This is a genomic window from Sphingomonas azotifigens NBRC 15497, assembly GCF_002091475.1.
Lineage (GTDB): Bacteria > Pseudomonadota > Alphaproteobacteria > Sphingomonadales > Sphingomonadaceae > Sphingomonas > Sphingomonas azotifigens.
Genome location: NZ_BCTR01000011.1, coordinates 68,091 through 91,284, shown reverse-complemented (window position 1 = coordinate 91,284; position 23,194 = coordinate 68,091). Strand labels below are relative to the sequence as shown.

The following is a 23,194-nucleotide window of genomic DNA, read 5'->3' as shown; positions in this document are numbered from 1 at the left end:
CCCCCAGCCCCTCCCGCAAGCGGGAGGGGGGCAGAAGAGTCATACCCAACCCCCAGCTTCCACACGCCGCCTTCCCAGCCGAAATGCGTCTCGCACGAGACGGTGATGGCGAGGTCCATGCCCTCCAGCCCCGGCCAGGCGCGTGCCTTCTCCAGCAGCGCGTCGAGGTCGAACTTGCCCTCCTTCGAGTGCGCGATCACGCCGTTCGGCGCGCCGCCCAGGCGGATGCGGCGGGTGAGCGCGCGGGTGTCGATGCCCGACAGGCCGATGCGCTTGTGCTTGGCCATCCAGGCATCGAGATGCTCGGTGCTGCGGAAGTTGCTCGGCTCGGTCACGTCCTGGCGGACGATCATGCCCAGCGCATGGGGATCGTCGGCCTCGATGTCGTCGGGGTTGGCGCCGACATTGCCGATATGCGGGAAGGTGAAGTTGATGATCTGACCGGCGAAGCTCGGGTCGGTCATGATCTCCTGATAGCCGGTCATCGCGGTGTGGAAGCACACCTCGCCGACGGCATCGCCTTCGGCACCGAATCCTCGACCCCACAATATCTCGCCGCTCGCCAGAACCAGAACGCCCGTGGCTCCAACGGGCATGGACAAGGGTTTGGCGTCGGCCATTTGGGGCGGGCACTCCTGCTTTGGGTTTTGCGATGTTGCTAAGGGCCGCCCGCTAGACCCCATGGGCGGGTGCGTCAATCTGTTAAGTTTTGTGGCATTCGGCTATGTCTCCGCGCTTTCCCGGACAAGATCGAGAGACCACGAATGATTCGCGACGACATCAAGGCTGCGCTGGTGACCGCCATGAAGGGCGGCGACAAGGCGTCGACCGCCACGATCCGCCTGATCCAGAGCGCGATCAAGAACCGCGACATCGAGGCCCGCACCGGCAAGGCGCCCGAGGACGACGACGTGCTGGTCGTCGAGGTGCTGCAGAAGATGGTCAAGCAGCGCCGCGAATCGATCGAGATGTATGTGAAGGGCGGCCGGCAGGAACTCGCCGACGCCGAAGCCGCCGAGGTGGTGGTGATCGAGCGCTTCCTGCCGCAGCAGATGAGCGAGGCGGAGACGACCGCGGCGATCGAGGCGATCAAGGCCGAGCTGGGGGCGTCGGGCATGAAGGACATGGGCCGGGTGATGGCCGAGCTGAAGGGCCGCCACGCGGCGCAGCTCGACATGAGCAAGGCCAGCGCGCTGGTGAAGGCGGCGCTTTCCTGACGATCACAACCTGCGCTCCCCTTCCGCTTGCGAGTTTCAGGTCGATCATGCCCCCGGCATGATCTAAACGATGCGGGGCATCGTTTACCTGAAACTGGGTCGGGGGAGGGAATGGAACCAGGCACCCACGCCCGCCACATGCGAAACAACCCCACGGATGCCGAACTGGCGCTGTGGCAGGCATTGAGCGCGCGGAAAGTCGGCGGGGTGCGGTTCAACCGACAGGTGAAGGTCCCGCCCTATGTGTGTGACTTTGTGGCGCGCAGCTTGAAGCTGGTCGTTGAGGTCGATGGCGGACAACATGCGGTGAACGCCGCGGACGATGTCCAACGCACGCGATATTTGGAAGCCAAGGGGTATCGCGTGCTGCGGTTCTGGAACAACGACGTGCTGGGGAATTTGGACGGGGTGGTTGCCGAAATCGAGCGGGTGATCGAGACGATGGCGACGGCGCGGCCTTCGCGACAGACAGTTTCCAGCGGCGACCGCCCCTCCCCCAACCCCTCCCGCAAGCGGGAGGGGAGCAATGGAGCCGAAGCGTCGCAGCCTGCGCACCCCTTCCGCTTGCGGGAGGGGTTGGGGGAGGGGCTGACCAAGCGCCCCTGGGGGAGCAGGTAATGTCCCTCACCCCCGCCTTTCTCGACGAGCTCCGCGCCCGCACCACGCTGTCCACGCTCATCGCCAAGTCGGTGAAGCTGCAGCGCGCGGGCAAGGAGTTCCGCGCCTGCTGCCCGTTCCACAACGAGAAGACCCCCAGCTTCTACGTCAACGACGACAAGGGCTTCTACCATTGCTTCGGCTGCGGCGCGCATGGCGATGCGATCCGCTGGATGACCGACCAGCGCGGCCTGCCCTTCATCGATGCGGTGAAGGAACTGGCCCAGGCCGCCGGGCTCGACATGCCCGAGCAGGACCGCCGTGCCGCCGAAAAGGCCGAGCGTGCCAAGGGCCTGCACGAGCTGATGGGCGAGGCCGCAACCTGGTTCACCGAGCGCCTCAACGGCATCGAAGGCGCCGAGGCGCGCGCCGTGCTCCAGCGTCGCGGCATTACGCCCGAGACCGCCCGGACCTTCGGCCTCGGCTTCGCCCCCGATTCGCGCGGCAAGCTCAAGGACGCGCTGAAATCCTATGGCGATCCGATGCTGGTCGAATCCGGCATGCTGATCGCCGTCGAGGGCAAGGAGCCCTATGACCGCTTCCGCGGCCGGCTGATGATCCCGATCCGCGACGTGCGCGGCCGCACGATCGCGTTCGGCGGCCGCATCATCGGCGACGGCGAGCCCAAATATCTCAACTCCCCGGAAACGCCGCTCTTCGACAAGGGCCGCACGCTCTACAATCTCGATCGCGCCCAGGCCGCCGCCCGCAAGGCCGACCGGGTGATCGCGGTCGAGGGCTATATGGACGTGATCGCACTCGCCCAGGCCGGGTTCGGCGAGGTGGTCGCCCCGCTCGGCACCGCGCTGACCGAACACCAGCTCGAACGGCTGTGGCGCCTGTCCGAAGTGCCCCTGCTCTGCTTCGACGGCGACAGTGCCGGGCAGAAGGCCGCGCTCCGCGCCGCCCACCGCGCGCTGCCGATGCTCGCACCCGGCCGCAGCCTCGCCTTCGTCACCCTGCCCCAGGGCCTCGATCCGGACGACCTCGTCCGCTCGCAGGGCCCCGGCGCCTTCGAGGCACTGCTCGCCAAGCCCGAGCCGCTGGTCGATCGCCTCTGGGCAAGCGAAGTCGCCGCCGGCCCGCTCGACACGCCCGAGCAGCGCGCCGGCCTCAAGCGCCGCCTCACCGAACTTGCCGAGCAAATTCAGGACCCGAACGTAAAGCACGAATATATCGCGGAATTCCGCGCGCGCGCCGACCAGCAGTTCGGCCGCGGCCCGCGCGAGTTCCGCAAGGACCAGCGCGGCCCCGCCCCTGCCCGCCCGCAACCCCGCGGCACCCGCAATGCCCGTGGCGGCTGGCAGCCACCCGAGCCGCCGCCCTCGCATCTGATAAAGGGCGTGCAGGCGAGCGGGCTCGATCCCATCCTGGCGCGCGCGGTGCTCGCCGGGCTGATCCGCCATCCCGTAGAGATCGCCCGGCACATGGAAATCCTCGGGAGTCTGCGTAGTGCGTCGGGCGCGCTCGGCCGGCTATTCGAAGCCGTTGTGGAGGTGGCCCTCACCAATCCGGCTGCACGTCAACTTGATAGCGAGGATTTCCTCACCATATTGGCGCGGTCCGGTTTCGATTCAGTGGCAAGCGAGTTGCTTCGCGCAGACACGCTCCCCTTCTCCTTCACGCGGCCCGCGGCCGACGTGGCGAGGGCGCGCGAGGATCTGGGCGAGGCGATCGCGGTGATGGCGGCACAGCCCGCCGTCGATGTGGCGCTCGCCGAGGCGACCGCTGCCCTGATGCGCGACGGCACCGAGGAAGCGTTTGCCCGTCAGGTGGCGCTTTCGCGGCAACGGCAGGAGCTTTTGGATCGGCTTGCCAATCTGATGCTTGCGGAAGACGGTAATTTTGAGGAATAGAGGCGGTGTAAAATTGCCGCCATCTGAGTTTCGAGGGATTTGATGGCGAAGGCGAACATGGCAGACGTCACCGACACGAGCGACACGAGTGACGCGCCGCTGATCGATCTGAACGAGGGTTCGATCAAGAAGCTGGTCGCGCGTGCGAAAAAGCGCGGGTACATCACCGTCGACCAGCTGAACGAGATGCTGCCGCAGGACCAGATGTCCTCGGAGCAGATCGAGGACGTGATGGCCGCGCTCAACGACATGGGCATCAACGTCGTCGAGAATGAGGACGCCGGCGAGGACGCTGAATCCGAGGACGATTCGGCTGACGATGCCGAGACGGCGGACAGCAGCGACGATTCTGCCCCTGCCTTCGAGGTCGCGAAGAAGAAGGAAACCGTCGATCGCACCGACGATCCGGTGCGCATGTACCTGCGCGAGATGGGCGCCGTCGAGCTGCTCAGCCGCGAGGGCGAAATCGCCATCGCCAAGCGCATCGAGGCCGGCCGCGACACGATGATCCTGGGGCTCTGCGAGTCGCCGATCACCTTCAACGCGATCATCGGCTGGTCGACTGCGCTCAACGAAGGCACGATGCAGCTGCGCGAGATCCTCGATCTCGATGCGATGCTCTCCAAGGGTCCGTCGGCCGAGCAGGTCGAGGGCGCCGAGGACGACAATGGCGAGATCAGCGAATCGAGCACCGGCCCGACCTTCAAGGAAGAGGAAGAGCCCGAGGAAGTCGCGTCCGACGAGGATGACGAGCTGACCGAACGCCGCGCCCGCCGCCCCTCGGACGACGAGGAGGAGGACAACACCCTCTCGCTCGCCCAGATGGAAGAGCAGCTGAAACCCCAGGCGCTCGAGAAGTTCGCCAACATCACCGCGATCTACAAGAAGTTCGGCAAGGTCCAGCAGCAGCGGCTCGACACCATGTCGGCCGGCGAGGAATTCCCGGCTTCCGAGGAAAAGAAGTACAACAAGCTGCGCGAGGAGCTGACCGCCGAGGTGGAGAGCGTCCAGTTCCACCAGGCGAAGATCGAGTATCTCGTCGACCAGCTCTACAGCTTCAACCGGCGCCTCACCGCGCTGGGCGGCCAGATGCTGCGTCTCGCCGAGCGCCACAAGGTCAGCCGCAAGGACTTCCTCGATCGCTATGTCGATCACGAGCTCGACGAGAACTGGCTGCCGTCGGTCGTCGGCCTCGACAAGAAGTGGAAGAACTTCGTCGAGAACGAGAGCGCCTCGGTCGACCGCATCCGCACCGAGATGAGCGAGATCGCCCAGCAGACCGGCATGACGCTCACCGAGTTCCGCCGCATCGTCAACATGGTGCAGAAGGGCGAGCGCGAGGCCCGCATCGCGAAGAAGGAGATGGTCGAGGCCAATCTCCGCCTCGTGATCTCGATCGCCAAGAAGTACACCAATCGCGGCCTGCAGTTCCTGGATCTCATCCAGGAGGGCAATATCGGCCTGATGAAGGCGGTGGATAAGTTCGAATATCGCCGCGGCTACAAGTTCAGCACCTATGCGACCTGGTGGATCCGCCAGGCGATCACCCGCAGCATCGCCGATCAGGCGCGCACCATCCGCATCCCGGTGCACATGATCGAGACGATCAACAAGCTGGTCCGCACCAGCCGCCAGTTCCTCCACGAGCAGGGCCGCGAGCCCACGCCCGAGGAAATGGCCGAGCGCCTGAGCATGCCGCTCGAAAAGGTGCGCAAGGTGATGAAGATCGCCAAGGAGCCGATCAGCCTCGAAACGCCGATCGGCGACGAGGAAGACAGCCACCTGGGCGACTTCATCGAGGACAAGAACGCGATCATCCCGGTCGACGCGGCGATCCAGGCGAACCTCAAGGAAACGGTCACCCGTGTCCTGGCGAGCCTCACCCCGCGTGAAGAGCGCGTGCTGCGCATGCGCTTCGGCATCGGCATGAACACCGATCACACGCTGGAAGAAGTCGGCCAGCAATTCTCGGTGACGCGCGAACGCATCCGCCAGATCGAGGCCAAGGCACTCCGCAAGCTCAAGCACCCGAGCCGCAGCCGGAAAATGCGCAGCTTCCTCGATCAGTAAGCGTTTCCCGAACGACGACGCAGAACGGCCCCGGCATCCACCGGGGCCGTTTTCATTTGGGACAGAAATGCGTGGGGAGCCGAAATTCTGTCTTTCAAGATTAATTTCGGCATAACCATCTTTCTATGCGCTTCAGTATTTTCCCTGTGCGATCCCCTTCTGGCCGGCTCGTGGGGAGCGGCGCTGTCCAGATGAGGAAGGTCATGCTCTTGGATACCGCACCGATCGAGCATTTGTCGGGCGCTTGGGGCCCGATGGGCGCCCTGGCGGGATCCGATGGCTGCGCCCGGCATCCGCATCTCCGGGCGCTGCGTGGCGGCAGCCTGCCCCGCCGCGACATCGCCGACGCGGTGCATCATGTCGCCCGGCTCCATGGCCGCCATCCCGGGTTGGTCGAATATGCCGCCGCCCATGCGCGCCGGCCGGTCGAATGCGACTGGCTGGAGGCCGCGGCGGAAGCCTTTGTCGGCGAACGCGCCTATCTGGTACGCCTGGTGGCGGCGGCGGGGCCGCTTCCCAGCACGCCCGGCCATGCGGAAAGCGAGGCGGCGGCGGCCAGTCAGCGCCACGCGCTCGACATGCTGGCCCAGTCCGATCGGGCCGGCTGCGCCACCGGCGCGGCCGTGGCGCTGGCGATCGACTGGGTAGCCATGCGCGCGGTACTCGATTGCGCTGCGACCAGCTTCGGCTTGGAACCTGCCCCCGCCCGCCTGCCGATCCCGGAGGAGACGGTCAGCGTGGTCGACGCGCTGGTCCGCGAAGCCGCGCATGAACGCGCGATGCTGTTCGGCGCGCAGCAGGTCTTCGCCCAGCATCGCGGACTGTGGGACCTGCTGGAGGCCCGCGCGAGCGCCCGCAGCCGCGGCTGAGCCGCACCACCCCTCCATTGTCATCCCCGCGAAGGCGGGGATCCATTGGCGCTGGTCCTGCGGTTCTTTCCCCCAGCGCCCTGGCAAATGGATTCCCGCCTTCGCGGGAATGACGGCTGGTAGGTGGGAGCGAAGCCCCCACCCCCTGCCCCTCGGGATGGGTTGCATCCCGCCACCGTTCGGCCCACCTTCTGCCCATGCGCTTCGAAGGCACCCAGAGCTATGTCGCGACTGCCGACCTGAAGGTCGCGGTCAATGCCGCCGTCACGCTGCGGCGCCCGTTGCTGGTCAAGGGCGAGCCCGGCACCGGCAAGACGGTGCTGGCGACCGAAATTGCGAAAGCGGTGAACGCACCGCTGATCGAGTGGAACGTCAAGTCGACCACCAAGGCGCAGCAGGGCCTGTACGAATATGACGCGGTGGCACGGCTGCGCGACGGCCAGCTCGGCGATCCGCGCGTCCACGACATCGCCAACTATATCCGCCGCGGCAAGCTGTGGGAGGCGTTCACCAGCCCTACCCTGCCCGTGCTGCTGATCGACGAGATCGACAAGGCCGATATCGAGTTCCCGAACGACCTGCTCCAAGAACTCGATCGCATGGAATTCCATGTCTACGAGACCGGCGAGACGGTGCGCGCGGCCGAGCGCCCGATCGTCGTGATCACCTCGAACAACGAGAAAGAGCTGCCCGACGCGTTCCTGCGCCGCTGCTTCTTCCACTATATCAAGTTCCCCGACCGCGACACGATGCAGGCGATCGTCGACGTCCACTTCCCCGGCATCCAGAAGCTGCTGGTCAGCCGCGCGATGGACCTGTTCTACGAGATCCGCGAGGTGCCCGGCCTCAAGAAGAAGCCCTCGACCAGCGAACTGCTCGACTGGCTCAAGCTGCTGCTCCACGAGGAGATGCCGCTGGAGGTGCTCCAGTCGCGCGACCCGAGCAAGGCGATCCCGCCGCTCCACGGCGCGCTGCTCAAGAACGAGCAGGACGTGATGCTGTTCGAACGGCTCGCCTTCATGGCCCGGCGGCAGAAATAGCGATGCGGCAGCCCGCCCGCCTCCGGCGCTCAACGTAATGGACGCGCCCCTGCTGCTGGGCGTAGCGTAGCCCGATGTTCCTCGCCTTTCTCGACGAACTGCGCGCCGCGGGCATTCCTGCCAGCCTCAAGGAACATCTGCTGCTGCTCGAAGCGCTCGACGCGCAGGTGATCGAGCCGACGCCCGAGGCCTTCTACTTCCTCGCCCGTGCCACCTATGTGAAGGACGAGGGCCTGCTCGACCGGTTCGACCAGGTCTTCGCCAAGGTGTTCCGCGGCATCGCGTCGAGCTATGGCGTCGCCCCTGCCGAGATCCCGGAGGAATGGCTCCGCGCCGTCGCCGAGAAATACCTGACCGACGAGGAAAAGGCGCAGATCGAAGCGCTTGGCTCCTGGGAAAAGCTGATGGAGACGCTCCGCGAGCGGCTCGCCGAGCAGCATGCGCGCCACCAGGGCGGCAACAAGTGGATCGGCACCGGCGGCACCTCGCCGTTCGGCAATGGCGGCTACAATCCCGAAGGCGTGCGGATCGGCGGCGAAGGCAAGCACCAGCGCGCGGTCAAGGTGTGGGAGGCGCGCGACTATCGCAACCTCGATTCCACCCGCGAGCTCGGCACCCGCAACATCAAGGTGGCGCTCCGCCGCCTGCGCCGCTTCGCTCGCGAAGGCGCGGCGGACGAACTCGACATCGACGGCACCATCGCGGGTACCGCGCGGCAGGGCTGGCTGGACGTGAAGATGCGACCCGAGCGGCACAATGCGGTCAAGCTGCTGCTTTTCCTCGACGTCGGCGGATCGATGGATCCGTTCGTCAAGCTCTGCGAGGAGCTGTTCTCCGCGGCGACCAGCGAGTTCAAGAACCTCGAATTCTTCTACTTCCACAACTGCCTCTACGAAGGCGTGTGGAAGGACAATCGCCGCCGGTTCAGCGAACGCACCCGCACCGCCGACATCCTCCACAAATATGGGCAGGACTATAAGGTGATCTTCGTCGGCGACGCGTCGATGAGTCCCTACGAGATCACCCAGGTCGGCGGCTCGGTCGAGCATCTGAACGAGGAGCCGGGGGCCACCTGGTTGCAGCGGGTGGTGGACACCTATCCCGCTACGGTTTGGCTCAACGTACTGCCGGAGGCACAATGGGCATATTCGCATTCGGTGACGATGATCCGCAGCCTGGTGCGCGACCGCATGTATCCGCTGACCATTTCAGGGATCGATGCGGCGATGCGCGAGTTGAGTCGCAAGCGATGAGTACGATGCGCGACATGCTTTCCCGGTGGCGCCGACGCTGGTTCGGCAGCCATACCATCATCGACCCCCGGCCGCTGGCCGAAGGGGCGCCCTACACCTTCTACCTGCCGAGCGAGAACGAGGTCCTGGCACTGCGCCCGGGCGATCTGGTCAAGCTCGTCTTCCAGTCGGTGCCGCCGTCGCGCGAATATGCCGCCGAGCGGATGTGGGTGGCGATCACCCGCGCCGAGGGGGACCGGCTGTGGGGCAGGCTCGACAACCAGCCGCTCGACATGCCGCAGCTCCGCGCCGGGCAGGAAATCGCGTTCCGGCGCGGTGACGTGATCGATCTGCGCTGGGGCGAGGACCATCCGGTGCGGCCGCCCTCGGCCCCGGTGCGCCGCCAATATCAGGATCGCTGCCTGGTCGACGCTTGCGTGCTCAAGGATCGTATGGCGGTCCATTACCTGTATCGCGAGACGCCGCTGCCGTCGGTCGGCAGCGAGCAGCCGGACAGCGGGTGGCGGATCCGCGGCGATTATCGCGGGATGGAAGACGATGCCGTCGGCGCGCGCGAGGTCGAGTGCGTGCCGCTCGGTCTGGTGCTCAACGTCGACGACAGCTGGCTGCACCTGGTCGATGCGCCGATCGGATCGGCCTATGTCCGCAATTGGGAAAACGACAAGTTCGAACCCGAATCCGCCGCGGCGGACTGAGCGACGCTCACAGCTTCTCGGCGGCCCGATCGATCTTGCGCAGCAGCACCCCGTCCTGGGCGCTGCTGCGGATCGCCTCTTCGGCCAGCGCCATCAGGCTGGTGACGCCGAAGCTGCCGGCCAGGCTCTGCAGCCGCAGCGCCGCCTGCGCCCATTCCTCGGCGCCGCGCGATGCGCGCATCATCTCGACCGAGCGATGGACGCTTTCGAGGAACGCCGCGCGCAATTCGGCGATCAGCGCCGGATCGTCGCCCACCGCTGCGGCAAGCTTCGCGTCGATTGCACCGGGATCATAGGCCATGCAATAGCCCTATCGCGACGAATGTTAACCGATGGTTTAGCAGGGCGGCTTGGTCCCCGCGACAAAGCTGGTACACTGGGCCGATGACTGGGGGCCCCAACACTGAATCCGCCATGCCGTCCGACTTTGCACCTGCCGAACCGATGGTCGCGGCAGCACCGCAGCCGATCGACGACTGGCCCGAGGACGAGATCGACTCCTTCACCATCGCCCGGGCGCGGCCGGCGCGGTCGGGTCGCGTCGTGGCGGTGCTGGCGATCCTGCTCGGCGTCGCCGCCACCGCGGCGATGACCTGGCTCGCCATCCCAGCCTGGGACGAGGCGCCGGGTGCGTTCGAGCATATCCAGCTGCTGGCCGCCCTGTGCGTGCCGGGCGGGCTGGTCGCCCTGCTCTATCTCGTCCTCCAGCGGACCAGCTCGGCCGAGGCGCGCCGCTTCGCCGCCACCGCGCGGATGATGCGCGAGGAAGCCGCCCAGCTCGAACAGCGCGCGGCGACGCTTACCCAGCGGCTGCTCGCCCAGCGCACCGCGCTCGCCGACCAGGAAACGCATCTCTCGATCCTCAGCGACGCCGCTGCCGAACGGCTCAGCCAGGCCGCCGCGACCGCGACGCGCCAGTCCGAAATGCTGGTCGGCAGCACCCAGCAGCTCAACGCGGTTACCAGCACCGCGGAACACGGCATGGCGGTGATCCTCGCCTCGCTGCCCAAGGCCCATGCCGAGATGCACGGCCTCGCCGAGCGCGTCGACACGGCCGGGCTGCAGGCGAGCCAGCATGCCGCGGCGCTCGACGTCCAGCTCACCACGCTTGCCGAGCGCGGACGCGAGGCCGACCGCATCGCCGGCGGCGCCGCCGAACGGCTGGCGGCGCACATCGCCCGGATGGAGGCGACCAGCGAGGCCGCGAGCAGCCGGCTGGAGCAGGTCACCGAGCAGATGTCCGCCCAGGTCGATGCCGTGCTCGACCGCGCCGCAACTGCGATCGACCAGTCGCGCCAGGGCATCTCCGCACAGGGCGAGGCGATGCTGGCGATGCTCGCCGCCAACCAGGCAGCGCTGCACCGCGCGGGCGAGGACAGCACCGCCGCGATGGCGCAGCGCATGGCGCTGATCGAGGACGAGATCATCCGTATCTCGGCGCGGCTGAGCGACGAGCAGCGCCGCGGCGATGCGCTCTTCGCCCGCCTGTCCGAAGGCGTGGGCGAGATCGATCGCGAGCTGGAAGCGCTGCATGCCAACGGCACCCGCCGCACCGAGGCGCTGGCGAGCGCGATCCACGCCCTCCACCAGTCGATGGACGGGATGGCGGGGTCGATGCACAGCGGCGAGGCCACCGCGCGTACGGTGATCGCCACCGCCGAGGATCTGCTGACCGCGCTCGATGCCGCCGCCCGCGAGATCGACGAGACGATGCCCGCCGCGCTCGAGCGGCTCGACGGCCGGATCGACGCCAGCCGCCGGCGCATCGCCACCGCCAAGCCCGAGCTGCTCAGCCTGGTCACCGCCGCCGAGACGACCCATGACGCGATCGAGGCGATCGCCGGCAGCGTCGCCCAGCAACAGAGCGCGCTGGCGCGCAGCCGCGACGCGCTGGCCGAGACCCTTGCCACCGCGGCGGACCAGGCGGAGACGCTGCGCCGCGCGATCGACGAGGCGATCGACCATGCCCGCCGCTTCAGCGCCGACGCCGCGCCGGAGCTGATCGAGACGCTGTTGCGGGTGCGCGACAGCGCCAACAAGGCGGCCGACCACGCCCGCGAGGCGATCGATGGCATCGTCCCGGCGGTCAATCGCGCGCTGGAGGACGCGACCGATGCCGCGGTCGAGCGCGCGGTTGAGCGCTCGGTGCGCGAGCATGTCGAGACGCTCACCCGCACCGCCGACGGCGCGATCGGCGCGGCTGCGCGCGCGGCCGAGCATCTCCGCGCGCAGATGAACGCGGTCGACGATGCCAGCCGCCGGGCCGAGGCGCGGATCAGCGAAGCGCAGGAGGCGCAGGAACGCGCCGAGAGCGACGGCTTCGCGCATCGCATGGCGCTGCTGATCGACGCGCTGCACTCGACCTCGATCGATCTCGCCAAGACCTTCTCGGCCGAGATCACCGATGGCGCCTGGGGGGCGTATCTGAAGGGCGATCGCGGCGTGTTTACCCGTCGCGCGGTGCGCCTGCTCACCCCGCACGAGGCGCGCGAGCTGCACCGGCTCTACGATCAGGACAGCAGTTTCCGTGAGAACGTCAACCGCTATGTCCATGATTTCGAGACGATGCTCCGCCAGGTGCTCAGCCTGCGCGACGGCAATCCGCTGGCGGTGACCCTGCTCTCCTCGGACGCAGGCAAGCTCTACGTCGCGCTGGCCCAGGCAATCGAGCGCCTGCGCAGCTAACCGATCAGCGCGCCGGGGGGCGGCGGGTCGATTCGCGGACGATCAGGCTGGAGGGGAGCACCACCGGCTCGGCCGAAACCGGCGCGCGCCCCGCGCACGCATCGATGATCCGCTCGACCGCCTTGGCGGTGATGTCGGCGATCGGCTGCGACACGGCGGTGAGCGCCGGGCTGGCGAAGCGGACGATCGGGGTATCGTCGAAGCTGATCAGCGATACGTCCTCGGGCACGCTCAGCCCCCGTCCGCGCACCGCCGCCAGCGCGGCCAGCGCGGTCTGGTCGTTGGCGGCGATGATCGCGGTCACCGCGGCGCGGTCGAGCAGCGCACGCGCCGCCGCCAGCCCGGTGCCATAGGAAAAGTCACCGGTCTCGAGCAGCCCGTCGGCCGAAAGCCCGGCGGCCGCCATCGCCGCCTGCCAGCCCTCGACGCGCCATGCGCTCAGTTCATATTCGTCGGGCCCGGCGATGAACCCGATGCGGCGATGGCCGAGCGCCAGCAGATGCTCGGTCGCCAGCCGGGCGCTGCCGCGATCGTCCTGGCTCAGCTTGTGCCCCGGCCCCTCGGCCAGCGAGCCGATCCGCGCGATCTCGATGCCCTTGTCGGCGAGCAGCCGCAGGATCACCGGGTTCTGCGAATGCGGCGGCGTCAGGATCGCGCCGTCGGGCTGGAGCGCGGCGAGCGCCGCCCCCAGCTCACGCTCGATCTGGTCGCTCTGGGTATCGATCAGCTCGACGATCATGCGATAGCCATGCGCCGCGCAGGCCAGCATGCCGCCGAGCAGCATCTGGTCGACCCAGTCACGGCCCTCGCGCGCGCGCCAGTCGGCGATCGTGCGTTCGCGATCGTTGAGCGCGAGGATCAGATAGGAGCGCGACCCGCTCATCCGCTGCGCCGCGAGCGAGGGCACATAGCCGAGCTTGGCGATCGACGCCTGCACCCGGTGGAGCATCTCCGGCCGCACGCCGGGCTCCTTGTTGATCACCCGGCTGACGGTCTGCAGCGAGACGCCGGCATCGGCCGCGACATGGCGGATCGTCACGGACTGGCGCCTGCGAGACATAGAAATTCCCCTCCTCTTCTACTTTGCTCAGCGGCTTAGCTGCCGCAACAGATAGGCGCGCAATTGTCCTGCGGTTTCCGGCGTCAGCGGGTCAAGCACGCCGCGCCCGCCCTCCGGGATGTGCGCGGTCACCGCCCCGCCGGGCGCGAAGACGTAATGCTCCATCACCTGGCGCCAATGCGCCCGCTCGGCCGCGGGCAGGTCGCGGATCGCGAGCAGTGCCATCAGCACGGCATCGTTCGGCTCGGCGAGCCAGGCGGGGCGCGTTCGCCACCAATAGTTGATCATCACGTTGAAGCCGTCGAGCGCCTCGACATGGTGCCACCACAGGCTGGGAATGCGCAGCGCGTCGCCGGGCGCCAGCACCACCGTGCGGGCATGGCGCAGCGCCTCGCGGAACTTCGGGAAGCGCGCGAAATCGGGCGCGTGGAAGTCGACCATGCTGATCGCGCGACCGCCGGGCGTGTTGTCGAGCGGGCCGGGATAGAGATTGGCGAACTGGTCCGGAGGAAACAGCGTGAAGCGGCGATGCCCCACCGCCGTGCAGGCGATGTTGTCCGGCTCGTCGCAATGCGCGGCGACGCGCGTGGCAGTGCCGATCCAGATCGTCGCGGCCAGCCCCTCGCGCGGGCCCAGCGGCATCGGGTTCGCCTCGCCCAGCCCGGGGAAGAAGCGCGGCACATCGGTGGAGGCGATGTAGCGGAGCGGTGCGTCGGCCTTGCCTTCGTCGGCGTCGATGCGCGCGAAGATGTCGGCGATACGCGCGCGGCGGGTCTGATGGTTCATCGCCATCGCTGCATCGTAGAAGATCCGCGCGCCGGCGCCCGGGGCGCCTTCGGCATAGGTGAAATCGGTATCGCGCGCGAAGCCGGCAAGATAGGCGCGTGTCGCCGCCGGGCCCTTGCGCCCTGCCGCGACCAGCGGCCAGTCGGCGACCAGCCCGCGCACCACGAACGGCTCCGCCGACGCCGCGAGCGCGTGATCGAGCGCCCAGCAGTCCGCCACGGCGATCTCGGGCACCGGCTTCAGCCCGTCGAACAGGTCGGCCGCCTCAGGCATCGGCGTGCCGCCGCTGCAGGCGCGCGATCAGCGGGCCGAGATTGGCCAGCGACGCCAGCGCCATGGTGATCGGCAAGAGATAGCCGCTGCGGTGGAGCTCGCCCAGCGCGTCGCCGTCCAGCGCCGCGAACCGCTCCTCGTCGATGCCGTGAAAGTCGACGATCTGGCGGGCATTGCCCTGGGCATCCTCGAAGCGGATCGACACCGGCTCGAGCAGCGCATGGCGTTCAAGCGCATCGAAGAAATCGGGTCCGGCGCGGTAGCCGCGATCGAGCCGGGCAAGGCCGTTGAACACCGCCGAGAGATAGCTGCTCGGTGCGCCGGCATCGTCGAACAGCGGCGAGGCCGACTCATAGCCGGCATCGCCGGGCGCCAGCACCCGCGGGCTCGCCACGGCGAGATGCAGTTGGAGGTCGCTGCCGCCGGGGGGCGGCGGGCCGATCAGGAAGGGCCGCGTCGCCATTGCGAGCGGCAGATAGGGCGCGTCCCAGCGCTCGCCGTCGAGATAGAGGTTTTCGTCCGGCGCGAAACCGAACAGCGCCACCGCCTGGAAGCCGTCGCGCGCGGCGGTACGCTGGAACAGGATCGGATAGGCGTTCTGCACCTGTCGGAACTCTTCCGGCACCACCAGGCAGAGCTGCACCGAATCGCCCAGCGCCGCGCCACGCCGGCGGTCGATCCGGATCGCGCGATGATCGTCGATGGTCACGAGCTGATGGTCGGTCATGCAAGGTCCCCGTTTACCCGCCGGCGGCGTTGGCACGTCGCGCGGCGGGGCGGAAGGGCCTTGCGGCAGCGATGCCGCAAGGCCCCCGGTCGTCAGAAGCGGTAGCGAACGCCCGCGGTGTAGCGGGCATAGCCCGGTGCGGTGACGGTCACGTACCGGTCCGTGCGCTGGTGCGCACGGCGGCCTTCGCCGGTCAGGTTGATGCCTTCGACGAATAGGGTCGTGCGCGGGCGCACTTCCCAGCTCGCGCTGGCGTCCACCTGGCCATAGGGCTCGGTATAGCTCGGGTTCGAGCCCGCGCCCGACAGGAACTCGGCACGCCAATTATAGGCGACGCGCGCCTGGATGCCGTTCTTGTCGTAATAGCCGATGACGTTGGCGGTATCGCTCAGGCCGACCAGCGCGAACTGGTTCACCGTCGCGGGCATGTTGTTCTTGTAGTGCACGTCGCCATCGACGATCGTGTAGTTCAGGATCATGCCCAGGCCGGTGTCCCAGAAAGCGTGCTGGAGCGCGAATTCCCAGCCATGGACGTTGGCGGTCTGGTTGTTGTTGACCGGCGTGTTGACGGTGAACTGCACCGGATTGTCCTCGGGCAGGCCGAGAATGTCGCCGGTATAGGCGCCCGGCGTGCCGCCGGTGATCACTACCGAGTTGGGGTAGTTCTTGAAGATATACTGGCGGATATCGTTCGACGTCGCCGCCGCGCCCAACGCCGCGATCGCCGCCTTGTAGCGGGGGCCATCGGCGGGGTTGGTCAGGCCGAACACCGGACGCTTCACCTGGCCGGTGCCGATGAAGTTCACCACCGACTTGTGGAAATAGCCGACCGAGATGTAGCTGTCCGGCTGGTAGTACCATTCGGCCGAGAAATCGAGGTTCTTCGATTTGTACGGCAGCAGCCCCGGATTGCCCTGGCTGCCGGTGCCGCCATCGACTCGGAACAGCGAGTCGATCGTCTGGCCGCCCTGCAGGCTGCCATAGTCGGCACGCGCGATGGTGTGGCCGTAGGACGCGCGCAGCTTGACGCCCTTGAGCGGCGAGATGTCGAAGTCGAACGAGGGCAGCCAGTTCTGGTACGAACCGCTGAGCGTGGTGTAGTCGCTCTTGCCCGAATAGACGACGTTGAGCTCGTTCGCCGAGACCCACTTGGTTCCCGTCGCGACCGGCACCAGCGCCGACGAATCGATCCAGGTCTTCTCGTAGCGCACGCCGGCATAGAAGTGGCCCGGGCGGCCGAACGCGTCGAACTTCACGTTCGCCTGAAGGTAGGGCGCGAGCGTCTGTTCCTCGATGTGGCGATCGACGGTGTACTGCGCCAGGCAGGTGTCGGGGCCCAGCGGCGTGCCGCTCTGCGGCTTCGAGCAGACCTTGTAGAGGCTCTGAAGATTGCCGACCAGGCTTTCGAAATTCTTGGTGAAGATCTTCTGGATCAGCAGGCTGCCATCGGTCTTCAGCCCCGGATATTTGTCGGGGATGGTCGCGATCGTGAACAGGCTGTCGGGCAGGTCCGAAGCCGGGCCGGCGCCGCCCCAGGTGTTGTTCTGGAGATAGCCATAGGCGGAGCGGACCTTGTTATCGACATAGGAAACGCCGAAATCGATGCTGTCGAGCAGCCCGCCATGCTCCCAGCGGCCCTTGAACTGGCCCTGGTTGATCTCGTCGCGGAACATGCCGTTGCGGAACGAATTGCCGGTCGCCTGGATACGCGAGGCGTCGAGCAGGTCGATGCCCGGCTGCATCGTGATCGACAGCACCGGCATGTAATGGGTGAAGTCGATCGTCTGGCTGGCCGCGCCGAAGATGGCGGTGCTGACCGAGGTGCTGGTGCCATATTTGTTGGTCGGGCCCGACTTGGCGGTCGAGTGATGGCCGTCCAGCTCGAACGAGAAAGCGCCCTCCGGCTTCCACTGGAGGTTGGCGCCGATCGAGTTGTTCTCGCTCTGGTTGGCGCTGAGGTTGCTGACGTAGGAGACGTCCTTGCCTTCGCTCGCCTTGAAGCGTTCGGTGTAGAAGACCGGGCTCGCCACCGCGCCGCTGGTCCACTGGCTGACGGTGTCGTTGTTGTTGAAGTAGACGCCGATGCTGTTGCTGCGCACGGTCACGCGGTTGCGCGAATAGGTATAGTCGATCGTGCCGGTGATCGTGTCGGTCGGCTTGAACTGCAGCACCGCCTGGCCGTTGATCCGCTCACGCTCGATGTCGTTGATGCCGATACCGGCATTCTGCGGCACGGTGTAGATCTGGTCGCCGGTCGGGCGATTGTTGATGTTGGCATAGCGCGGATCGCCCGGCTGGGCGAGTTCGCCCGACTTGTCCGATCCGGTGCGGCCGTTCTTCCAGCCGACATAGGCTTCGTTGTTGCCGGCCTTGCGCTTCTGATAGGTGCCGGTGACGAGGATGCCGATGCGATCGTCGAGGAAGCTGTCACTGACGATGCCCGAGACTTCCGGGGTGATCGGCGTGGTGCGCTTGTTGCCCGAGCTGTCGTACATCCCCGAGACGGCGAAGCTGCCGTGCAGGCCCGGCTTGTCGAGCGGGCGCGGCGTGCGGATGTTGATCGTCGAGCCGATGCCGCCCGATTCGATGTCGGCGCGGCCGGTCTTGTAGACCTCCACCGCGGCGATGCCGTCCGACGAGAGATTGGCGAAATCGAACAGGCGCGAGGTCGGCGCGGTGGCACCGCCGTCCAGCGTCGAGGTCGGCATCTGGCGGCCGTTGAGCGTCACCAGGTTATAGTTCGGGCCGAAGCCGCGCACGGTAACGGTCGACCCTTCGCCGATCGAACGATCGATCGATACGCCGGTGATGCGCTGGAGCGATTCGGCGAGGTTGGTGTCCGGGAACTTGCCCATGTCCTCGGCGGTGATGCCGTCGACCACGCCCTGCGCGTCGCGCTTGAGTGCCAGCGATTCGCGCAAGCTGGCGCGGATACCGGTGACCACGATGTCGCTGTTCGCCTCGGTCTCGGGCGAATCGCTGCTGTTCTGCGCCGCAGCAATCCCCGGCATCGCCAGCAGCGCCAGCGACGAGATCCCCGCCCGCCAAAGCATCGATTTCCTTGCATGTTCACGTGTCATATTGGCTCCCCGCCATTTGCATGATCATGGCCCCTCCATGATGTGAACGTTCACATACAAGCATTCGTTGCGGGGTCAACAAGTCACATTTTCGTAGTATTTTGCGCCGGAATCGTTCTCATAACTGTCATCTACCCGACCATCGTTCGAGGACGTCGCAGGAGCTACCGAAGACGGGGGCATTGCCGCGAACGGCGTTGGCACGGCCGGCAACAGCCTCTATTGCCGCACTGCCATGAGCGCGCGCCCTGCCCCTGCCTATGCCGACAGCAGCGCGCGCCCCTGGCGTTTCCTGCTGCTGTTCGCCCTTGCCAATGCCGGCGGCACGATCGGCTATCTGCCGCTGTTCACCGTCTTCCTGCCGATGAAGGTGGAGACAGTCGCCGGGGCTGGCCGGCTGAACCTGTTCACCGTCGTCGCGCTGATCGGCACCATCGCCGCGATCGCCGCCAATATCGGCTTTGGCTGGCTGAGCGATCGATCGGTAGCGCGCGGCGGCGGCCGGCGGCGCTGGCTGCTGCTCGGCACGCTTGGCCTGGCGCTCGCCTATGCCGACTTCGCACGCGCCGATTCGCCGCTGGAGGTGCTGCTCGCGGTGATCGCGGTGCAATGTGCCGCCAATGCCGTGCTCGCGCCGCTGCTGGCGCTGATGGCCGACGAGATCCCCGATGCGCAGAAGGGCTTTACCGGCGGCCTGCTCGCGCTGGCCAATCCGATCGGGGCGGCGAGCGCCTGGGCGCTGGTCCAGCTGCCGGGGCTGGCCGAGCACGGTCGCCTCGGCCTGCTGTCGCTCGGGATCGCGCTGCTGATCGCGCCGCTCGCCCTCTCGCCCGCGCGCCGGCTGCCGCCCCAGCCCACGCCGCTGCCGCGCGCCCAGGCCCGGCGCAACCTGGCCGCCGCCTGGATCGCGCGCCTGCTGCTGCAGGCGGCGGGCAACGGGCTGACGCTGTATCTCTATTATTATTTCGCCGACCTGCCGCCCCGGCAGGATGCGCTGCGCGCCGCCGATTTCGTCGGTCGCACGCTGGTGCTCGCCTATCTGTTGCCGCTGCCGTGCACGCTGCTGCTCGGCCGCCTGTCGGACCGGATTGGGCGTCGCAAGCCGTTCCTGCTGGCCTCCGCGGCAGTTACCGCCGGCGGCCTCGTGCTGATGGGGTTCGCCGCCAGCCGCCCGGTCGCGGTGGCGGGGTTCCTGGTCTATGGCGTCGGCGCGCAGCTGTTCATGGCGCTGCACGGTGCCTTCTGGATGCAGGAACTGCCGAGCGAACGGCATCGCGGCCGCGACCTCGGCATCCTCAATCTCACCAACACGCTGCCCGCGCTGGTCGGCACCGCGATCGCCTGGGCAGTGGCAACGCCGGGCAGCTTTGCCCCGCTCCTGTTCCTGCTCGCCGCCCTCACCCTGGGCGGCGGGCTGGTAATGCTGCTGGTCCGCGAGCCCGTGCCGGCTCAGGGATAGGCGAGCAGCCGCTGCAGCACCGCGCCGGGCCGCGCCGCCTCGCCCGCATCGTTGACGAGATGGGCGATCGTGCCGACGCCGCCGCCCAGCGACATCGTCGTCACATGCCGGAACTGCACGCCCGGCCGCCGCGGTGCCTCGATCGCGCTGTCCAGCACCACCGCCGGATTGGTGCGGAAATAGACATAGACGCCCAGTGCCACCGCGAGATGCGCGTGCACCGTGTCGTCAACCTTATAGGCCGCCCAGCCGCGCGCCGGCCCGGCCATCCAGCCCGCCTGGTCCGGCGGATCATAGGGCAGTTCGTTCTGGTAGAAATAGGTGCGGCCCCGCTCGCCGCGCCACCAGCATTGGTAGCGCTGGAAATGCTCGACGAACAGCGCATGGACCGTCACGTCGTCGCCATGGACCACCAGCCCCTGATCGCCGGTACTCTCCTCCCAGCCGACATGGACGCGGGTGCCGTCGACATCGCCATGATCGGCCCGCCAGATCCACAGATGGTCGGCAAGGACATGGTGGCTGTTGATCTCCAGGCAGGTCTCCACCTTGCCAACCTCGACCCCGCCGACGCGGAAGAACAGATCGGCGAGCAGCAGCGGATTCTGGCGATGATCGCCGGTGCAACCGCGCGGGCCCACCTGCACCAGCACCGGCGAGCGCGTCGCCCCGGCATCGATCATCAACCCGGCGACGGTGACCCCGGGCACGTCGTCGATCTCGAGCACCGCCGTCCCCGCCAGGGCCTGCAGCGTGGCGAGGCCGATGCCGAGCAGTACCCGATTGGCCCCCTGCACCCGGATCGGCGCATCGAGCCGGTAGACGCCCGGCGTGAACAGCAGGTGCCGCCCCTCGCCCAGCGCCGCGTTGAGCGTAGCCGCGTCCATGCCGGGCTTGGCAATGAAGAATTGCGTCAGCGGGATCGCGACGCCCGCGGTCGTCCCCGATGCCCAGCTCGGCCCCTCGGCATCGCGACGCAGCGCCGGCACGAACACCGACCAGCGCCCCTCGCCATCCACCTGCAGGAAGGGCTTCTCGCGCAGCAGCGGCACCCGCAACAGGGTGGTCACCGCCGGCCTTGGGAAGCTGGTCGCGGGCGCTCCTTCGACCCCCTGGAACATCATGTTCCAGTTGACGCCCTTCCACCCGCCGATCCGGCTGCTGCGGCTATACCATTGCTGCTGGCTGCCGGCATGGACGGTGCCCTCGATCCGGCAATCGGCCAGGAAGCCGCCGCTCGATGAACCGCCATCGTCGAGCACGAGGTCGCCGAGCATGTGAATGCGCCGATAGGGCGCAGCCTGCGAGACGGCCCAGCGATCCCACCCCTCGGGCGGCCGTACGGTGAGGTTTTCGGCACCACGCCAGAAATTGGCGAGCGCGTCGCCCTTCAGCCAGTCGGCATTGACGCGGACATGGCCGTCGATCGTCACCGCGCCAGGCCGTCCGCCCAGGCCGAGGACCTGGGTGAAGAAGCCCACCTTCACATCGGCGGTATAGCGCCCCGGCCGGAACAGGATCGCATAGCGGCGATCGGTGAAATGCGCTGCTTCCTGGCAGGCGAAGATCGCGTCGATCGCCGCCTGGATCTCGCGCCCGGGCATGGACGGATCCAGCACCAGCACATTGGGCCCGAAATCGGGCGCTGCCCCCGCCGCCATGTTCGGCTCCGCATCTATCGGCTGGGCCATGCCCGCTGCCACCGCCACTGCCGCCAGCCCCGCGCCGCCGGCGCAGCGGATCACCGCGCGCCGGCCGGCATCGGGACGGCAGCCCCCCTGCTCTGCTTCCAACAACCGCTCCCGTCAGGCGAAGTCGAGCTGGGCCCGGCCATGCGGTACGATCGCGGTGCGTGCCGTCTTCACCGGCGCGCCGGGCCGGGTCACCTGGTCGACGGTGCGGAACTGCGCCTGCCACTGATCGCGACCGACCTCGCACAGCAGATAGCCGCGGCGGTCGTTCATATATTTGAGATACGGGTTGCCCGCGAGGATCTTGTCGCTGCCGTAGCGGACATCCGCGCCGTCGCCGCCCGAGCTGATCGAGGTGGAGACGAACTCCACCGCCACCGCCTCGCCCTGGCCGGCGCGGGTACGCAGCTCGCCGGCATAGTTCTGGTGCTCGTCGCCGGTCAGCACCACGACATTGCCGTGACCGGCAAAGCTGGCGAACAGCCGCTCGCGCGGCCGGTCATAGCCGCCCCAGCTGTCCATGTTGCGGATCGGCGCAGGCTCGCCGTCCATCCGGCGATCGAGCGGCATCATCATCACCTGCTGGGCGATCGCGTTCCAGCGCGCCCTGCCTTCGGCAAGGTTACGGGCCAGCCACGCCTCCTGGGTGCTGCCGAGCACCTGCGCATCGGCCGCGTCCCAGCCGGCGCAGCGCGGCTTGAAGCCGTCGTCGCAGGGCTGGTCGGTGCGGAACTGGCGGGTGTCGAGCAGGTGCAGGTCGAGCAGGTCGCCGAAGCGGGCACGACGATAGGCCTGGATCGCGCCGCCCTTCGGGATTGCGGTGCTCCGCACCGGCATATGCTCGTACCAGGCCTGGAAGGCGGCGGCGCGGCGCAGCAGGAACGCCTCGGGCGGGGTGCCGTTCTGGTCGCGGTCACTCACCCAGTTGTTCTGCACCTCATGGTCGTCGAAGGTCGCGTACCAGCCGGTCGCGGCGTGCGCCGCCTGGAGATCGGGGTCGGTCTTGTATTGGGCATAGCGGCGGCGATAATCGTCGAGGCTGAACGGCTCCTCGCCGACATGCGCGCGGATGAACGGCCGCGGCGCGCCGCCATAATCGAAGTTGATCGGCGAGCTCCGCCCCTCGTAGATATAATCGCCATAGTGGAACAGGAAATCGGCGTCCTCGCGCGCCGCATGGCCATAGGCGGTGTAGAGCCCCTGTTCGTAATGCTGGCATCCCGCCACCACGAACCGCGTCTTCGCCACCGAGGCGCCCGCCGCGGGAAGCGTCTTCACCCGGCCGGGCATCGAGCGCTCGCGGCCGCAGGTGAAGCGGTACCAATAGGGCCGGTCCGGCTGCAGCCCGGCGACTTCGACATGGACCGAATGGCCGAGCTCGGGGCGGGCGAGTGCGTCGCCCTGCGCCGCGATCGTCTTGAAGGCGGGATCGCTCGCCACTTCCCAGCGCACCGCGATCGGCGCCATCGGCATGCCGCCATGCGGCTCCAGCGGCTCGGGCGCCAGTCGCGTCCACAGTACGAAACCGTCGGACGCGGCGTCGCCGGCGGCCACGCCGAGGGTGAACGGATAGGCGCGGAAGATCTGCTGCGCGCGCACGATTGCGGGCGCGCCCATCAGCAGCGCGGCGCCGGCGCCTCCCAACAGAAGCTCGCGTCGTGTACTTTGCATGTCCCGTCTCCCTTGCACGATGCGGCAGGCACCGGCCTCGCGTCAGCGGGGTGATGCAAACCTGTCATGCGCCGAATGACAAGCCATGATGACAGAAATGTGAAC

At 67.7% G+C, this 23,194-nt stretch carries 18 protein-coding genes; 10 read left to right on the top strand and 8 right to left on the bottom strand.

The annotated features are described in order from the left end of the window. A partial coding sequence (locus SAZ01S_RS05345; RefSeq protein ID WP_281252149.1) for a carbamoyl-phosphate synthase domain-containing protein occupies positions 1–620 on the bottom strand: 620 nt, incomplete at its 3' end. Between the two features lie 144 nt (positions 621–764). On the opposite strand from SAZ01S_RS05345, the gene SAZ01S_RS05340 reads away from it, so the two are divergent. The 8 genes from SAZ01S_RS05340 (at position 765) to SAZ01S_RS05305 (ending at position 9,657) form a co-directional block, all read left to right on the top strand. Beyond that, positions 765–1,217 carry a GatB/YqeY domain-containing protein gene (locus SAZ01S_RS05340; RefSeq protein ID WP_084580779.1) on the top strand — a complete coding sequence of 151 codons (453 nt, stop codon included), beginning with the start codon at positions 765–767 and terminating at the stop codon, positions 1,215–1,217. A 111-nt stretch (positions 1,218–1,328) separates the two neighbouring features. Further along, positions 1,329–1,835, top strand: coding sequence for an endonuclease domain-containing protein (locus tag SAZ01S_RS05335; protein ID WP_084580777.1), 507 nt, complete (start codon positions 1,329–1,331; stop codon positions 1,833–1,835). Continuing rightward, positions 1,835–3,730 carry a DNA primase gene (dnaG, locus tag SAZ01S_RS05330; protein ID WP_084580775.1) on the top strand — a complete coding sequence of 632 codons (1,896 nt, stop codon included), beginning with the start codon at positions 1,835–1,837 and terminating at the stop codon, positions 3,728–3,730. Before SAZ01S_RS05335 ends, dnaG begins: the two co-directional genes overlap by 1 nt. Positions 3,731–3,772: 42 nt before the next feature. Beyond that, complete coding sequence (rpoD, locus tag SAZ01S_RS05325; RefSeq protein WP_084580773.1) at positions 3,773–5,800, top strand: RNA polymerase sigma factor RpoD; 2,028 nt, start codon at positions 3,773–3,775, stop codon at positions 5,798–5,800. Positions 5,801–6,003: 203 nt separating this feature from the next. Next, complete coding sequence (locus SAZ01S_RS05320) at positions 6,004–6,669, top strand: DUF6975 family protein (RefSeq protein ID WP_084580791.1); 666 nt, start codon at positions 6,004–6,006, stop codon at positions 6,667–6,669. Between the two features lie 197 nt (positions 6,670–6,866). Then, positions 6,867–7,709, top strand: coding sequence for an AAA family ATPase (locus SAZ01S_RS05315; RefSeq protein ID WP_084580772.1), 843 nt, complete (start codon positions 6,867–6,869; stop codon positions 7,707–7,709). Between the two features lie 74 nt (positions 7,710–7,783). Continuing rightward, positions 7,784–8,962 carry a vWA domain-containing protein gene (locus SAZ01S_RS05310; protein WP_084580770.1) on the top strand — a complete coding sequence of 393 codons (1,179 nt, stop codon included), beginning with the start codon at positions 7,784–7,786 and terminating at the stop codon, positions 8,960–8,962. Continuing rightward, the gene (locus SAZ01S_RS05305) at positions 8,959–9,657 is read left to right on the top strand and encodes an immunity protein Imm33 domain-containing protein (RefSeq protein ID WP_084580768.1); all 699 of its coding nucleotides are present in this window, start codon (positions 8,959–8,961) and stop codon (positions 9,655–9,657) included. Before SAZ01S_RS05310 ends, SAZ01S_RS05305 begins: the two co-directional genes overlap by 4 nt. A 7-nt stretch (positions 9,658–9,664) precedes the next feature. Here the strand turns inward: SAZ01S_RS05305 and SAZ01S_RS05300 are convergent, their stop codons facing one another. Next, a complete protein-coding gene (locus SAZ01S_RS05300; RefSeq protein WP_084580767.1) occupies positions 9,665–9,958 on the bottom strand; it encodes an Hpt domain-containing protein in 294 nt (97 codons plus the stop codon). Between the two features lie 113 nt (positions 9,959–10,071). Between SAZ01S_RS05300 and SAZ01S_RS05295 the strand changes: the two genes are divergently transcribed. Next, positions 10,072–12,342: a coiled-coil domain-containing protein gene (locus SAZ01S_RS05295; RefSeq protein WP_139809949.1), complete on the top strand. Its 2,271-nt coding sequence runs from the start codon at positions 10,072–10,074 to the stop codon at positions 12,340–12,342. Positions 12,343–12,346: 4 nt separating this feature from the next. Here SAZ01S_RS05295 and SAZ01S_RS05290 read toward each other — a convergent pair whose 3' ends face one another. The 4 genes from SAZ01S_RS05290 to SAZ01S_RS05275 form a co-directional block, all read right to left on the bottom strand. After that, positions 12,347–13,402 (bottom strand): LacI family DNA-binding transcriptional regulator, encoded by a 1,056-nt coding sequence (locus tag SAZ01S_RS05290; RefSeq protein ID WP_084580763.1) that lies wholly within the window; start codon positions 13,400–13,402, stop codon positions 12,347–12,349. A gap of 27 nt (positions 13,403–13,429) precedes the next feature. Beyond that, the gene (locus tag SAZ01S_RS05285; RefSeq protein WP_084580762.1) at positions 13,430–14,461 is read right to left on the bottom strand and encodes a cupin-like domain-containing protein; all 1,032 of its coding nucleotides are present in this window, start codon (positions 14,459–14,461) and stop codon (positions 13,430–13,432) included. Beyond that, on the bottom strand, positions 14,454–15,188 hold the full coding sequence (locus SAZ01S_RS05280; protein ID WP_084580760.1) for a SapC family protein: 735 nt from the start codon (positions 15,186–15,188) through the stop codon (positions 14,454–14,456). The genes SAZ01S_RS05285 and SAZ01S_RS05280 overlap by 8 nt, the downstream gene beginning before the upstream one ends. A gap of 92 nt (positions 15,189–15,280) precedes the next feature. Continuing rightward, complete coding sequence (locus SAZ01S_RS05275; RefSeq protein ID WP_245824623.1) at positions 15,281–18,241, bottom strand: TonB-dependent receptor; 2,961 nt, start codon at positions 18,239–18,241, stop codon at positions 15,281–15,283. A gap of 262 nt (positions 18,242–18,503) precedes the next feature. Between SAZ01S_RS05275 and SAZ01S_RS05270 the strand changes: the two genes are divergently transcribed. Further along, positions 18,504–19,727 (top strand): MFS transporter, encoded by a 1,224-nt coding sequence (locus tag SAZ01S_RS05270; RefSeq protein WP_084580756.1) that lies wholly within the window; start codon positions 18,504–18,506, stop codon positions 19,725–19,727. On the opposite strand, the gene SAZ01S_RS05265 is transcribed toward SAZ01S_RS05270, so the two are convergent. Further along, positions 19,718–21,520, bottom strand: a complete 1,803-nt coding sequence (locus tag SAZ01S_RS05265; RefSeq protein ID WP_084580789.1) for a pectate lyase-like domain-containing protein — start codon at positions 21,518–21,520, stop codon at positions 19,718–19,720. The genes SAZ01S_RS05270 and SAZ01S_RS05265 overlap by 10 nt on opposite strands. Before the next feature lie 12 nt (positions 21,521–21,532). After that, entirely contained in the window at positions 21,533–23,089 is a 1,557-nt protein-coding gene (locus SAZ01S_RS05260) for an alkaline phosphatase D family protein (protein WP_084580755.1), read from the bottom strand. Between the last annotated feature and the right edge of the window lie 105 nt (positions 23,090–23,194).